This window comes from Terriglobus saanensis SP1PR4 (genome assembly GCF_000179915.2).
Lineage (GTDB): Bacteria > Acidobacteriota > Terriglobia > Terriglobales > Acidobacteriaceae > Terriglobus > Terriglobus saanensis.
Genome location: NC_014963.1, coordinates 1,011,813 through 1,026,116, shown reverse-complemented (window position 1 = coordinate 1,026,116; position 14,304 = coordinate 1,011,813). Strand labels below are relative to the sequence as shown.

Sequence of the window (14,304 nt, the reverse complement as noted above, 5' to 3'; positions counted from 1 at the left end):
CGCGCCAGCATACCAATGGAACGACGCAGAATCGGAATTCTAGGAGCGACTGGCACAGTGGGCCAGCGCTTCATCCAGTTATTGGAAAATCATCCCTGGTTTGAGATCGCATGGCTTGCCGCCAGCGATCGCTCCGCCGGCAAGACCTACGGTGAAGCGGTGAAGTGGAAGCTCGATACTCCCCTTCCCGCACGCGTAGCCTCCATGGTGATGCAGCCCAACACGCCCGCGCAGTCTGGCGTGGATCTGCCCAGGATTATCTTTGCCGCGTTGGACACGGATGTAGCCCTGGAGCTGGAACCGCTCTTCGCCGAGGCGGGATGCGCCGTCATCTCCAACTCTTCGGCGTTCCGGATGACGGCGGATGTTCCCTTGGTTGTACCCGAGGTCAATGCTGCTCACCTGCCCCTGCTTGAAGGCCAGAAGACGCGCGCCAACGGCGGCGGCTATATCGTGACGAATCCGAACTGCAGCGCCATTGGACTGGTTCTTGCGCTCAAGCCGCTTGCGGATCGTTTCGGCATCGAAAGCCTGTTTGTCTCCACGATGCAGGCGATTTCGGGAGCCGGTTACCCTGGCGTGGCTTCGCTGGACATTCTGGGGAACGTGGTTCCCTTCATTAAGAACGAAGAAGAGAAGATGCAGGAAGAGGTCTTCAAACTTCTGGGCCACATGAACGATGGCGCGATTGAGATGCTGGACGCCAAGCTGACGGCCCATTGCAACCGCGTGGCCGTGATCGACGGACATACGGAGTGCGTCAGCATCAAGCTGCGCAAGCCTGCACCACGCGAAGAGATTCTGCAGGCCTGGGCTGAGTTTCGTCCGCTTCAGGACGAACATCTCCTCTCCGCTCCTGACCAGCCTGTGTATTACAACGACGCGCCCGACCGTCCGCAGCCAAGGCTCGACCTGATGGCCGGAAACGGCATGTCCACGACGGTAGGGCGGCTTCGCCCGTGCAGCCTGCTGGATTGGAAGTTCACGCTGTTGACCCATAACACCATCCGTGGAGCCGCTGGTGCGGCTGTTTTGAATGCCGAAGTGCTGGCACGGATGCAGAAACTTCCAAATTCCCCTGTAAGCGAGGCCAAGGCGTGAGTTCTGTCCGCGAACGTGTTGTTGTGATGAAGTTTGGTGGAACCTCGGTGGAAGATGCCGCCGCGATGGATCGCACAGCGAAGATCGTCCGTGGCCGCCGCGATAAGGGCCTGGATGCGGTGGTTGTTGTCTCCGCGATGGCCAAGGTGACCGATCAATTGATCGCTGCAGCGACCGCCGCAGGCAAGGGCGACCGTACCGGCGCGCTTGCCATCAGCGCGCGACTTCGGATTCGCCACGTCGACACCGCTGCGCAATTGCTGGAACAGGAGCGTTTCAGCAAGATTCAGAGCGTCATAGGCTCGGAGTTCGATTCGCTGGATGATCTTCTCCGCGGCATTGCCGCCGTGGGCGAACTGACACCGCGCACGACCGATCTCGTGGTCAGCTTTGGCGAACGCCTTTCTTCGCGCATGGTCGCCGAGGCTTTCGCGCAGCGCGGCCTGAACGGCGTTCACGTCGACGCGCGCCAAGTCATCGTGACCGACGCCCACTACGGCAAGGCGGTTCCGCAGGAGGACGCCATCGAACAGCGTTTGATGGAACACGTGCTTCCGCTCCTCGATCAGCGACAGACGCCCGTTCTGGGCGGATTCATCGGAGCAACGACTGCCAACATCACCACGACGCTGGGACGCGGCGGTTCGGACTTTTCCGCAGCGCTTGTCGGTGGAGGTCTGCACGCTGCTGCGATTGAGATCTGGACCGACGTCAACGGCATCATGACCACCGACCCTCGCATCGTTCCCGATGCCCTGCGCGTGAAGACCATCAGCTTTGAAGAAGCGGCCGAGCTTGCCTACTTTGGAGCAAAGGTCCTGCATCCCGCGACGATTCTGCCCGCCGTGAAGAAGAACATCCCAGTGTTTGTTCTGAATTCGCGCAACGCCGAGAACGAAGGCACAAAGATCACCGCCGTAGCTCCGCGATGCAAGTCGCCCTTCAAGAGCATTGCGGCCAAGAAGCACCTGACCATCGTGGACATCGTCGCTTCGCGGATGCTGATGTCGCACGGTTATCTGAAGGCCGTTTTTGACGTCTTCGACAAGTACAAGGCCGCGATCGACATGGTGAGCACCTCGGAGGTTTCGATCTCCGTCTCCGTGGATACGAACGAGCATCTGCCCGCGATTGCGGAAGAGCTTTCGAAGATCGCCGACGTCAAATACGAGTCGCACAAGGCGCTGATCTGCATGGTGGGCGAAGATATCCGTGGACATCGCGGCATTGCGGCACGCGTCTTCGGCGCGGTGCAGCACGTTAATGTGCGCATGATCTCGCAGGGTGCGAGCGAGATCAACATGAGCTTCATGATTGAAGAAGAAGACGTGGAAGAAGCCATCCGTTCGTTGCACAAGGAGTTCTTTTCCGATCCCGATCCTACCGTCTTCGATGTGATTGCATCCCAGACAGAGACAGCCGTTTCCGCACGCTGATCCAACAGGCAGTACACGAAAGAGACACCATGCGCATCCTCGTTTTAGGTCACGGAAAAACCGGCAAGCTTGTGGCCCAGGTAGCGGCAGAGCGGGGCCATGGCGTGCACGTTCTCGACGCAAAGGAAAACCCGAATGCCGCGGCACTGACCGCACCCTTCATCGCTGCCTTTGATATGGTGATTGATTTCACCACGCCGGAGGCTGTACTTTCGAACCTGCGCGCGTGCCTTGCGACCGGGGCGAAAGTAGTGGTGGGGACGACGGGATGGTATGACGCTCTCCCGTCTATGAAGGATCTTGCGGACCGTAAGGGCGCAAGCCTGCTCTTCGGAACGAACTTCTCCTTCGGCGTACAGGCCATGTTCGAACTGGCGCGGGAGTTTGCCAAGGCGCTGCCCGGCTACACCTTTTCCATTGACGAGACGCACCATGTTACAAAGCTGGATGCGCCTTCAGGCACAGCGCTCACGCTCAAGAAGGCGATCGAAGATCTGGCGGAAGCCGAGATTACCTCGATCCGCGATGGCGACGCCGCAGGCATTCATACGCTCAAGGCAACGTCGCAGTCAGACACGATTTCGCTGACGCACGAGGCGCATTCACGGCGCGGATTTGCTGAAGGCGCGGTGAGTGCCGCGGAGTGGCTGGCCACTCAGAAGCCGGGTACATACGACTTCGCTGAGATCTACAAGGGACTTGTCCCTAAGTAGAGGCTTCGCAGAGACCAAATCAGAAAACTTGCTTGACGTCTCTGGGCAGTTCCTGTCTCCTTTCTGCGGAGGAGAGAGCATGCTTTATGAGAGCGAAGTCATGGGTTTCATTCCTACAGTCGACGCGGAACGTGCGCGCACCTTTTACGAAGAGGTGCTGGGTCTGCACTTCGTGAGCGACGACCCGTTTGCCCTGGTCATGGAGGCACGCGGAACGGTCATCCGCATCGCCAAGATGGAGGAGTTCCAGCCCGCTCCCTATACGATTCTGGGTTGGCGCGTGCAGGACATAGAAAAAGAAGCAAAGGTTTTGCACGACCGAGGCGTCTCGTTCCGGCTGTATCCGGGGATGTCCCAGGATGATCTCGGCATATGGACAGCGCCCGGCGGAACGAAGATCGCGTGGTTCCAGGATCCAGATGGAAACGTGCTTTCCCTGTCACAACACTGAAACTACGAGACGGGCTTGTACGACCGGGAGTTGCATGGGCGGGGCAGGGCTTCTACCCTAGAAGGATGAGCACTGCAGCTGTCGCAATCACCCCCTTCGCCGCCCTCTCCTTTGAAGAAAAGCTCGATCGCCTGGCGCTGGTCGCCGTTCGTGTAGGCCTAAACCTGCAGCCGGGGCAGGAGATCGTTGTTTCCGCCTCGCTGGAACACATCCCTTTCGTTCGCCGCATCACGGAGCACGCCTACAAGGCAGGCGCGAATCTGGTGACCACGCTCTATAGCGACGATGAGACGACGCTGGCGCGCTACAAGTATGCCCCGGACAGCTCCTTCGACTTTGCGGCGCAGTGGATGTCCGACGGCATCGCGCAGGCGTTCCGTTCGAACGCGGCCCGTCTCGGCATCGCAGGCGCGAACCCTTCCCTTTTGAAAGACCAGGATCCGAGCAAGGTCTCGCGCGCGAACATTGCGGCCTCCAAGGCTTCGAAGCCCGCGATGGAGCTCGTGACCCGCCACGCGATCAACTGGAGCATCCTGGCCGGAGCTACGCCCGCGTGGGCGAAGCTCGTCTTCCCGGATCTTCCGGAAGCGGAGGCCGTTTCCAAGCTGTGGGAGGCGATCTTCAAGGCATCGCGCATCGATGGCGACGATCCCGTGCAGGACTGGAAGAACCACGGCGCGAACATTCATAAACGCGTGAAGCTCTTGAACGATAAGCGATATCACACGCTCCACTTCAAAGGCCCCGGTACCGATCTGAAGGTCGGCTTGGCGGACGACCACCTTTGGGCCGGTGGTGGCGGCGTGGGGGGTAACGGGATCTTCTCCAACGCCAACATTCCCACCGAGGAGTGCTTCACGACTCCTCACAAGGACCGCGTCAACGGCACGGTGAGCGCGTCGAAGCCGCTTTCGCACCAGGGAACGCTGATCGAGAATATTCAGTGCACTTTCGAGAACGGTCGCATCGTGGAAGCGAATGCCTCCGCAGGCCAGGATGCCCTGCGGAAGCTCATCGCCGTGGATGAAGGAGCAGCGCGCCTGGGAGAGGTCGCCCTGGTGCCGCACTCTTCGCCCATTGCGCAGAGCGGTCTGCTCTTCTGGAACACGCTTTTCGACGAAAACGCTGCCTCGCACATTGCCCTGGGACAGGCGTATGCTACCTGCCTGATCGACGGCGAGCACATGGACGACGCCAAGCTTGCGAGCAAGGGTGCCAACTCCTCTCTGATTCACGTGGACTGGATGATCGGCGGCGGAACGATGGACGTTGACGGCCTGGACGCGGACGGCAAAGCAGAGCCTCTGATGCGCCAGGGCGAATGGGTCTAACAGTAAGCGGGGAAAAGGGTGAGGACAGGAATGCGGATTCAGGCAGGGCTCTTTGCTGTAGTCGTACTTGCGGGTAGTGTTCTTGCTTCCGCGCAGGCCTCACCCAACACGCTCACGAAGAAGGAGGTCGCGCAGGGCTGGAAGCTGCTCTTTGACGGTAAGACGACCGACGGCTGGCGCAGTTCCCATGGACCGGCGTTCCCTGCCACTGGCTGGGAGGTCAAAGACGGCCTGCTGACCGTCACCGACACTGGCGGCGAAGAGGGCGGCGACGCGGGCGACATCATCACCACGCGGAAGTATGCCAACTTCGAACTGACGGCCGAGTTCCGCATCACGCGTGGAGCGAACAGCGGCATCAAGTACTTTGTCGATCCGGAATTGAACAAGGGACCGGGCTCGTCCATCGGCATGGAGTACCAGATCCTGGATGATGCCGTGCATCCGGACGCGAAGAAGGGTGTGAACGGCGACCGTACGCTTGCTTCGCTCTACGATATGATCCCCTCTGCCAAAGACAAGCCGGTGAAGCCCATCGGCGAATGGAACACGGCGCGCATTGTGATTCGCGGAGCGCATGGCGAGCACTGGCTCAACGACAAGAAAGTGGTGGAGTACGAACGCTTTACGCCGCAGTTTCGCAAGCTCGTCGCGGACAGCAAATATCATGTCTGGCCCCACTTCGGCGAGCTGCATGATGGTTACATTCTGCTGCAGGATCACGGCTTCCCCGTCTCGTTTCGCAATATCAAGATCCGCGAACTCCCTCCTACGCCATGAGCGCGACGCGTTCTTCTTCGCGCCTAGAAGCGTTCTCGGATGGCGTGATCGCGGTCATCCTCACGATCATGGTGTTGGAGTTGCACGTTCCACATGAGAACGGCGTGGCAGGTCTGTGGGCCATCGCTCCCCGTTTTGGGATCTACCTGCTTTCGTTTCTCATGGTCGGGATCTACTGGATCAATCATCACGAGCTTGCGCGGCGGGTTGAGACGATCGACTATCGCATCCTCTGGGCCAACCTACTGTTTCTCTTCGGGCTGTCTGTCATCCCGTTTTTCACGGATTACATCGGAGAAAAGCACTTCGACAGCTTCTCTACCGCGCTTTACGGCTGCGTCATGCTCTTCTGCGCTCTCGTCTTCTATGTTCTCCGCGTGACGGTGATGCAGAAGCAGAGGCAGCTCGGCACGTATGCGAAGGCAGATCGCGCCGAGGCGTGGAAGCACAAGGTCTCGCTCGTCCTGTACCTCATTGCGATCCCGCTTGCCTTCCATAATCCGCGGCTTTCGCTTGCAGTCAACGTCCTCGTCACCTTCGTCTGGATCATCCCGGAGGTGGGGACGGGCACGGAGTGCATTGATTCCACGACGCCGCAACCACACTCAAGATAAACTTGTACACGACATGGACACCTTGCAACTCTCCGGATGCGGCACAGCACTCGTCACCCCCTTCAATGCAGACGGCTCGGTGGACGAAAATACGCTGCACTCCCTCGTCCATTGGCAGATTGAAAGCGGCATTCGCCTGATCGTCGTATGCGGCTCGACGGGCGAAGCCTCAACCCTAACGGACGAAGAGACGCTGGCTGTCGCGCGCATGGCGATCTCGACCGCTGCCAGCCGCGCGAGTGTCTTTGTGGGATGCACGCATAACTCCACGCTGGAAGCCGTGAAGCGCGCAAAGCGCATCGCGAAGCTTTCGGGTGTGGGCGGCATTCTTACTGCGTGCCCGTATTACAACAAGCCTTCGCAGGAGGGAATGTACCTCCACTTCCAGGCGATCGCTCTGGCCGTCGCACCGGTGCCGGTACTTCTCTACAACGTGCCCAGCCGCACGTCCTCAAATCTTTTGCCGGAGACGGTGCTGCGCCTCTCCGCGATTGCGAACATCGTCGGCATCAAGGAGTCGAGCGGGAATCTCGGCCAGATTGGCGATCTACTGACCACGCTGCCGCGCGGCTTCCGCGTCTTCTGCGGAGACGATGCGCTCACCCTGCCGGTGATTGCTGCTGGAGGCGTTGGGTTGATCTCTGTAGCTTCCAACGCAGCGCCCGCGATGATGAACCAGATGGTCGATGCGGCGCTCGCGAACGACTGGCCGGTGGCACGGCGGATTCAGCGGCAGACTGCGCGTTTTGTGCGTGAGATTTTCTCTGAACCGAGCCCCGGACCGATCAAAGCGGTCCTCACGGCGATGGGAAAGATCGATGGTGATACGCTACGCCTTCCCATGACGCCGGTGACCTTCCCCACACGACGCCGCCTGGAGAGCACTGCCGGAGAGCTTGGCCTGCTCGTCAATGCTCCCCAGACGAGCGAAAATCTGAGGATGTTTTAGAGCGACATACCGTCGGCGTTCGCCAGCACCGTATCTTTGGCCGCGCGGCTCCAACCGATGCGTAGGTCCTTCACCTTGTTCAGCGCGAACGCCGGAACATTCGTCGGTGCGGTGATGGCGAAGAAGTCGGCGCGTTCCACATCTTCCAGAATGAATGTCGGGCGCGCATCCTCTGCAGCCGGCTGCACTTCGACATGGCTCATCTCCAGGTGCCGCACATGGCGGAAGTAGAAGCCGTGCGCGGGCATGGGGCCGAACATATCTGGGTCGGGATATTTGTTCTCTAACTCAGGCGGAACGACCTTCGCCGCATCGGCGCTGGCTCCGCCTTTGTGTTGCACGTAGATATCGGAGAACTTCACGTCTTCAATCGCATGGCCGGGAACGCCGCTCAGGATGGAACTGATCTTCGAGCTTGAGTTGTAGCAAGTCACGTTATTGATAAGTACTCTTCGCAGAGTCCCCACCTGCGTCGTCTCCTTCGGTCCACGCAGCCGCGCGCCAAGCCGCAGGAAGAACGGGCAGCTGTCGATATCCCGCATCGTGATGTTGGAGATAGCGATGTCTTCACAGAGCGCGCCATCCTCTGACTCAAGAGCGAGTCCCTGGCAGCCTTCAAAGACGCAGTTCGAGATGGAGATGTTCTTGAAGCCCCCATTGGATTCCGTGCCGCACTTGATGCGTCCTGTGCGGGGAACGTGCGTGTCCTCGGAGTATCGCTTCAGCGATCCATCGAGCAGCGAGCCGAGCTGGTAGTAGCCCGTCACGTAGCAGTTCGTGATCGTAACGTTTTCCGTAGGACGCGCATAACCCAACGCGTAACTCGACTTCGGGCAGATGGCGTCGTCCCACGGCGAGTTCACCGTACAGTTCGAGACGCGGACATTCTTGCAGCAGTCGATGTCCATACCGTCGCGGTCGGTATCCATCTTCAGGTTGTCGATGGTCAGGTTATCGACTCCGGTCAGCAACAGACAGAAGTGTCCGCCCTTGAGTACCGAAAAATCCGCGAGCATGACGTTGAAGCAGTTCTTCATCGCGATGGCTTTGTTTCCCACGCCCGCCTGTTCCGCAGTGAAATCGAAGCCGGAGTTATCCTTGCGCGAACGACCGTTGGAGAGACCCTTTCCCCAGATCAGTCCTGGACCGGAGATGGAGAGATCATGCGCGTCTTCCGCCCAGATCAGCGAGTTATGCCAGTGGTTGTGCCCGTAGTCCTGATAGGCATCCCACGCGGTATTCGGCTCTGCCGCGTCGTAGGTGCCTCCGCGATAGCCCGTGGTCTGTCCCGGCGAAGGAGAGTCTGCCGCAATGAGGATGCATCCCTGCGAGAGATAGAGATGAACGTAACTCTTCATGCGCAACGAAAAAGAAAGATATTTCCCTGCCGGAAAGACTACGGTTCCACCACCAGCAGCGACAGCCGCATCGATGGCATTTTGGATGCCCTTCGTATCCACCGTCTTGCCGTCGCCGGTCGCGCCATAGTGACGTATATCGAAAAAGCCAGGGCCACCAGCGCCGTTCGCCACAGCAAGGGGAGGACGCGATTGGGCGGTGAGAAGAGAAGGTAGAGTCACTCCGGCAAGACCCATGCCGGAAAACTTCAAGAGTTCGCGACGCGCGGCGTCAAAGTTCTTCATAGGTCGAGATGCTATCAGAGAGGAAAACCAGATGGCTTCGCTGCGTGAGTCTTCTCTCTCCCTGCATTGTTTCTCTTCTTCCCTGCAAAGGGGTGGATCGAAGATGCGATCCAGAGGAGTGTAGCGATGAGAAGTATCCACTTCATCGCTGTCGAGGCAGGGCCTATGAGATGTCATCTCTCTATCCATTGGAAGCTCGCGGCGGCCCTTGCCTCGCTGATCCATCCACTCGCAGGCGTCGCTCAAGAATCTTGCCCTGCAGGTCTTCGCATTGAAGGCACTGTGACCGATACGACCGGCGCGGCGATTCCGGGAGCGCGCGTCAAGGCATCCGAAGGTATTACAGCGACAACGAATGGCGCGGGCGGTTTTGTTCTGCCCTGTGTTCCGCGCAGTCTGAGCACGATCACAGCACAAGCCGAGGGGTTCACCCCAGGAACGGCCGCAGCGAATGGAGAAGCCGGAAGCGTCGTACAGATTAGCCTCCAACTTCCGATTGCCGCAGTGGAAGCGAGTGTTCAAGTCAACGCCGATGCAAGCACGATCGACGCGGACAACGGCGCGGGAACCAGAACACTTTCCGCTCAGGAGATCCAGCAGTTACCGGACGATCCCGATGATCTCCTGCAGCAACTGCAGATGCTCGCAGCGACTGGTGGTGGGGCTGCTTCGTCGGCCGCGGTGGTGGTGGATGGATTTCAGAATGGAAGTGCGATGCCACCCAAGAGTTCCATCGCTTCGATTCGCGTGAATCCGGATGAATTTTCCCCCGAGTACGAACGTCCTTCCTCGCATGGCGGAAGAATCGAGATCACGACAAAACCTGGGCCTGCCTCCTTTCACGGAGCGCTTTTTTTCAACGATAGCGATGGCAGTTTCAACGCGACCAATCCTTTTTCTCTCATCTCTACCCCGGCGGGAAGACGTCGCTATGGCTTTGAGTTGAGCGGGCCGATTCTGCGGCAGAAGAGCGGGTTTTCACTCGCGCTGGAAAAGCGCGACATCGATGAGTTCAACATCGTCAACGCAACTACGTTGAACTCAAGTGGACAGCCCGTTCCTTTCCAGCAAACAGTCACGGCACCGCAACGGCGCTGGATCGCTTCGGCGCGGAATGACTGGCAGGTCACTCCGAGAGACGTCGCGACGTTTTCTTATACCGTCGACACCAACAACCGTGGGAATCAGGGAGTGGGCGGTCTTACGCTGGCGGAGGCGGGCTACTCCAGCCTGATGAACCAATACAATCTGCGCTTCACCAATGTCATGACCTTGAACCCGAACCTGCTGCATGAGACGCGCATTGGCTATACGTGGAATCGCATCGAACAGACGCCTCTTTCGACTGCGCCTTCCGTGCAGGTGGCAGGCTACTTTGTCGGCGGAGGAGCCACCAGCCAGAATCTCAACGACCGAGAGCGCGATCTTGAGATAGACGATGACCTGATGGTGACGCGTGGCAAACACTCGTTCAAGTTCGGCGCACAGTCTCTGGGTCTTTTCATCCATAACTACGATCCCGATACCTTCAACGGCGCCTATACGTTCGGTGGCGGAAGTGCGCCGCTCCTCGACGCAGACAATCAGCCTACGGGGCAGACCACCACACTCAAACCCATCGAGCAGTACGAACGCGCCTTGCTCCATCTTCCCGGAGGCAATGCCACAACGTATCAGGTCACCAACGGTAACCCGCTTGTCCCTTTTACACAGTGGCGACTGGCTCTCTACGCCCAGGACCAGATCAAGCTGGCCCCACGTCTTAACGTCACGACGGGCATACGGTATGACCTTCAGACCTCGCCGCATAGCCTTGCGAATTTTTCTCCCAGGGTCGGGATATCCTGGGCACTCGATAAGCAATCCACATGGGTGATGCATTTGAGAGCCGGGCTCTTCAGTTCCTCCGTAGCGCCGAGTTATCCGACGCAAATTTATCGGTTGAATGGTCTTCGGCAGCAGCAGACGTTAATCTATTCACCCGATTACAGCAATCCACTCACGCCTATCGCTGGATCGATTGCGATCGGGACGAGGTGGCAGTTTGCGCGTTCCTACCGACGGATTCCGTCCGCGCAGTTCCAGGCGACGCTCGATCACGACCTTCCCCACCACTGGCACGCTTCAGTGGCGCTGACGTGGGCAGATGGCTGGGGTGATTCGCGGTCTCTGAATATCAATGCACCGCAGGTCGCCAGCGGGAGCGGCGGCGCGCCTGATCCGATTTCCGCTCTGATGGCTCCGCGCCCTTTTGCGCCCAACCAAAATATCTTTGAATATCAAAACTCCGCGCATACATGGGGGACTGTCTTCTGGGCCGGAATCGAACAGAAGAGCTACAAGCGATTCAGTCTCAACCTCGGATATTGGGCGGTCAATTTCAGATCCGATGGAGGGACGGATTTAGCTCAACCGCAGTCCAGTTACAGCAATCGAGGCGAATCCTCGCGGCCCGACTGGCAGTCGAGTGGTGCGTTAGCGGAGACCGAGCTGAAACTACCGGGAAGGCTCGAACTCTCGGCCGAGTTTTATCTGCACACGGGGCTTCCGTATAACCTCACGACTGGTACCGATGCGAACGGAGATGGCTCCTTCAACGACCGGCCTTCCTATGCTGCGGCGGCTGGCGATGGCGTCTACAACACGCGCTTTGGACTTCTCAGCACGAATACCGTCAACGGCAATGTTCCGCGGAACCTGGGCACTATGCCGCACATACTGCATGCCTATGCGAACCTTAGCCGCGCTTTCAAACTGAATCCACAGGACGCAGACCATCCCTCCACCCTTACGTTCAACGTCCGCGGGATCAATGTGCTCAATCACACCAATGCCACGGCTGTGGGAACAGTCATCTCTTCGCCCAACCTTGGAGAGGCAATTACTGCCGAGGCCGCGCGACGCGTGGAATTGGGAGTGCGTTTCGCGTTCTGAGCGGCGGTTGTAATCAACCGTTGATATACCAGGAGCGCAGCGTCCTTTATCCTAGATAAATGTCTCTGATCAGCCATTTTGAATGCTCCCGTTGCCAGACAGTTGTTCCCCCTTCTTCCGAAGCTCCTACCGTTTGTCCGAAGTGCGCAGGGACTCTCTACGTTCGTTATGACCTGTCCGCCGCGAAGGGGATCGAAGCGCGTGATCGCATTGGAACGACAGTTCAGGATCGGCAGTGGTCCGGGATGTGGCGCTATCGGGATGTACTCCCCACCGTCGAGCCTGTAACGCTGGGTGAGGGTTGGACACCGATGCTTCCGAGCCGCCGCTACGCCAACGTCTTTCTGAAGGAGGAAGGGGCCAATCCGACCGGAACCTTCAAGGCGCGTGGTCTGGCGATGGCGATCAGCATGCTTCGTTCTTACGGAATCAAGAAGGTCGCGGTGCCTTCCGCAGGCAATGCCGGTGGGGCCGTTGCCGCCTATGCCGCCGCGGCGGGAATTGAAGCGCATATTTTTATGCCGAAGGATGTTCCGCTGGCCAATCAGGTAGAGTGCGTCGCTTACGGAGCGCACATGACGTTGGTCGATGGCCTGATCTCCGACTGCGCGCGTATCGTCGGCGAACGGAAGGCGAGCGAGGGCTGGTTCGATCTCTCCACGCTCAAGGAGCCGTTTCGTGTGGAAGGCAAGAAGACGATGGGCTATGAGTTGGTGGAGCAGTTGGGATGGGAGTATCCCGATGCCGTGTTCTATCCGACCGGGGGCGGCGTTGGGCTGATCGGCATGTGGAAGGCCTTCGAAGAGATGGAAGAGTTAGGTTGGGTCACAGGGAAGCGTCCGAAGATGATCGCGGTGCAGGCGGCGGGTTGCGCCCCCGTGGCGAAGGCGTACGACGAGGGTGCGGACGTGAGCGTCATGTTCCAGAACGCAGCGACCTTCGCTTCCGGCCTGCGGGTTCCGAAGCCTTATGGCGACTACATCATTCTGGACGACGTGCGGAAGTCCGGTGGAACGGTGGTGGCTCGCACGGACGAAGAACTCCTGGTCTCGCTGCGCGACTGGGCGGAGCATGAGGGTATTCTGCTTTCGCCGGAGGGTGCAGCGTCAACGGCGGCCTACGATCACCTGATCGGAACCGGGTTCCTGAAGCCCTCGGACCGTGTGGTCCTCTTCAACACCGGCTCGGGCAACAAATACACGGATGTGCTGGCTCAGGCCCTGGGGTTGACGAACGGCGATTAATTAATAGATCCACACTAAGATTGGTGCGTCTGATCGACAAGGAGCTTCACATGCAAATTGCGATGATTGGTTTGGGAAGAATGGGCGCGAACATGGTGCGCCGCCTGATGAAGGCTGGGCATGAGTGTGTTGTGTACAACCGAAGCCCGGCCGCTGTAGACGCCCTGGTGAAAGAGGGCGCGACGGGTTCCACCTCGATCAAGGAGTTGGTGAGCAAGCTGAAGGCTCCCCGCGCGGTCTGGATGATGGTGCCCGCAGGTGCGGTCGATGCCACCATTCAGGAGCTGCAGCAGTCTCTCGAAGCAGGGGACATCGTAATCGATGGCGGCAACTCGTATTACGTGGATGATCTACGCCGCTCCAAAGCCGTGGGTGATGCGAAGTTGAAGTGGGCCGATGTCGGCACCAGCGGCGGAGTCTTCGGCCTGGAGCGCGGATACTGCCTCATGATCGGTGGCGAAAAAGAGACTGTGCAGTATCTCGACCCCATCTTCAAAGCGCTCGCGCCTGGGCGTGGCACGGTGGATCGTACACCGGGACGGGAGAATGCGACCGAAACGACCACCGCAGAAGAGGGCTATCTCCACTGCGGGCCTGCGGGTGCGGGTCACTTTGTGAAGATGGTGCACAATGGCATCGAGTACGGCATCATGGCCGCGTATGCGGAAGGCCTGAACATCCTGAAGCATGCCAACGTCGGCAATACGCAGGAGACTTTCGACGCGGAGACGGCACCGATGCGCGAGCCGGACCATTACAAGTACGACATGCCCGTTCCGGAGATTGCCGAGGTATGGCGTCGGGGCAGCGTGGTCTCTTCCTGGCTGCTGGATCTTACGGCGGCAGCGCTGGTGGAGTCTCCCGAACTGAAGGACTTCAGCGGGCGAGTTTCAGACTCGGGCGAGGGCCGATGGACGACCATCGCTGCCATCGACGAAGGTGTTCCGGCGGATGTTTTGAGTGCGGCGCTCTTCGCTCGCTTCACCTCGCAGAGCAACGCGGTGTATGCAAACAAGCTTCTCTCGGCGATGAGATTTCAGTTCGGCGGGCACAAAGAGAAGACTTCGTAGGAAGTCTCTCGGTGATTGAGCAGGCAGCAGCCTTGATA

The 14,304-nt window shown here is 59.0% G+C and carries 12 protein-coding genes; 11 read left to right on the top strand and 1 reads right to left on the bottom strand.

Annotated features, from left to right (window positions below):
• The first annotated feature begins 15 nt into the window (after nt 1-15).
• The 8 genes from asd (at nt 16) to dapA (ending at nt 7,375) form a co-directional block, all read left to right on the top strand.
• Nucleotides 16-1,101, top strand: a complete 1,086-nt coding sequence (gene asd / locus ACIPR4_RS04300; protein ID WP_013567426.1) for an aspartate-semialdehyde dehydrogenase — start codon at nt 16-18, stop codon at nt 1,099-1,101.
• The gene (gene lysC, locus ACIPR4_RS04295) at nt 1,098-2,537 is read left to right on the top strand and encodes a lysine-sensitive aspartokinase 3 (protein ID WP_013567425.1); all 1,440 of its coding nucleotides are present in this window, start codon (nt 1,098-1,100) and stop codon (nt 2,535-2,537) included. The genes asd and lysC overlap by 4 nt, the downstream gene beginning before the upstream one ends.
• A 29-nt stretch (nt 2,538-2,566) precedes the next feature.
• A complete protein-coding gene (locus ACIPR4_RS04290) occupies nt 2,567-3,250 on the top strand; it encodes a 4-hydroxy-tetrahydrodipicolinate reductase (protein WP_013567424.1) in 684 nt (227 codons plus the stop codon).
• 79 nt (nt 3,251-3,329) lie between these two features.
• Nucleotides 3,330-3,701, top strand: coding sequence for a VOC family protein (locus tag ACIPR4_RS04285; protein WP_013567423.1), 372 nt, complete (start codon nt 3,330-3,332; stop codon nt 3,699-3,701).
• 65 nt (nt 3,702-3,766) lie between these two features.
• Nucleotides 3,767-5,032 carry an aminopeptidase gene (locus ACIPR4_RS04280; RefSeq protein ID WP_013567422.1) on the top strand — a complete coding sequence of 422 codons (1,266 nt, stop codon included), beginning with the start codon at nt 3,767-3,769 and terminating at the stop codon, nt 5,030-5,032.
• Between the two features lie 30 nt (nt 5,033-5,062).
• Nucleotides 5,063-5,812 carry a 3-keto-disaccharide hydrolase gene (locus ACIPR4_RS04275; protein ID WP_013567421.1) on the top strand — a complete coding sequence of 250 codons (750 nt, stop codon included), beginning with the start codon at nt 5,063-5,065 and terminating at the stop codon, nt 5,810-5,812.
• Nucleotides 5,809-6,426: a TMEM175 family protein gene (locus tag ACIPR4_RS04270; protein ID WP_013567420.1), complete on the top strand. Its 618-nt coding sequence runs from the start codon at nt 5,809-5,811 to the stop codon at nt 6,424-6,426. The genes ACIPR4_RS04275 and ACIPR4_RS04270 overlap by 4 nt, the downstream gene beginning before the upstream one ends.
• A 13-nt stretch (nt 6,427-6,439) precedes the next feature.
• Entirely contained in the window at nt 6,440-7,375 is a 936-nt protein-coding gene (dapA, locus tag ACIPR4_RS04265) for a 4-hydroxy-tetrahydrodipicolinate synthase (RefSeq protein ID WP_013567419.1), read from the top strand.
• Here dapA and ACIPR4_RS04260 read toward each other — a convergent pair.
• Nucleotides 7,372-9,018, bottom strand: a complete 1,647-nt coding sequence (locus ACIPR4_RS04260; protein ID WP_013567418.1) for a rhamnogalacturonidase — start codon at nt 9,016-9,018, stop codon at nt 7,372-7,374. The genes dapA and ACIPR4_RS04260 overlap by 4 nt on opposite strands.
• 126 nt (nt 9,019-9,144) lie before the next feature.
• Here ACIPR4_RS04260 and ACIPR4_RS04255 point away from each other — a divergent pair, with 126 nt between their 5' ends.
• The 3 genes from ACIPR4_RS04255 to gnd are packed head-to-tail and all read left to right on the top strand — an operon-like array spanning nt 9,145 to nt 14,266.
• Nucleotides 9,145-11,952: a TonB-dependent receptor gene (locus tag ACIPR4_RS04255; protein ID WP_013567417.1), complete on the top strand. Its 2,808-nt coding sequence runs from the start codon at nt 9,145-9,147 to the stop codon at nt 11,950-11,952.
• 59 nt (nt 11,953-12,011) lie between these two features.
• Nucleotides 12,012-13,196 (top strand): threonine synthase, encoded by a 1,185-nt coding sequence (locus ACIPR4_RS04250; RefSeq protein ID WP_013567416.1) that lies wholly within the window; start codon nt 12,012-12,014, stop codon nt 13,194-13,196.
• Between the two features lie 50 nt (nt 13,197-13,246).
• Nucleotides 13,247-14,266, top strand: a complete 1,020-nt coding sequence (gnd, locus tag ACIPR4_RS04245) for a phosphogluconate dehydrogenase (NAD(+)-dependent, decarboxylating) (RefSeq protein ID WP_013567415.1) — start codon at nt 13,247-13,249, stop codon at nt 14,264-14,266.
• The last annotated feature ends 38 nt before the right edge of the window (nt 14,267-14,304 follow it).

Excerpts from the sequence above, each read along its gene's own strand:
- ACIPR4_RS04255 (WP_013567417.1), top strand. The coding sequence starts at position 9,145 with ATGAGAAGTATCCACTTCATCGCTGTCGAGGCAGGGCCTATGAGATGT.
- gnd (WP_013567415.1), top strand. The coding sequence starts at position 13,247 with ATGCAAATTGCGATGATTGGTTTGGGAAGAATGGGCGCGAACATGGTG.
- ACIPR4_RS04280 (WP_013567422.1), top strand. The coding sequence starts at position 3,767 with ATGAGCACTGCAGCTGTCGCAATCACCCCCTTCGCCGCCCTCTCCTTT.
- dapA (WP_013567419.1), top strand. The coding sequence starts at position 6,440 with ATGGACACCTTGCAACTCTCCGGATGCGGCACAGCACTCGTCACCCCC.
- ACIPR4_RS04290 (WP_013567424.1), top strand. The coding sequence starts at position 2,567 with ATGCGCATCCTCGTTTTAGGTCACGGAAAAACCGGCAAGCTTGTGGCC.
- ACIPR4_RS04270 (WP_013567420.1), top strand. The coding sequence starts at position 5,809 with ATGAGCGCGACGCGTTCTTCTTCGCGCCTAGAAGCGTTCTCGGATGGC.
- ACIPR4_RS04250 (WP_013567416.1), top strand. The coding sequence starts at position 12,012 with ATGTCTCTGATCAGCCATTTTGAATGCTCCCGTTGCCAGACAGTTGTT.
- ACIPR4_RS04275 (WP_013567421.1), top strand. The coding sequence starts at position 5,063 with ATGCGGATTCAGGCAGGGCTCTTTGCTGTAGTCGTACTTGCGGGTAGT.
- ACIPR4_RS04285 (WP_013567423.1), top strand. The coding sequence starts at position 3,330 with ATGCTTTATGAGAGCGAAGTCATGGGTTTCATTCCTACAGTCGACGCG.
- asd (WP_013567426.1), top strand. The coding sequence starts at position 16 with ATGGAACGACGCAGAATCGGAATTCTAGGAGCGACTGGCACAGTGGGC.
- ACIPR4_RS04260 (WP_013567418.1), bottom strand. The coding sequence starts at position 9,018 with ATGAAGAACTTTGACGCCGCGCGTCGCGAACTCTTGAAGTTTTCCGGC.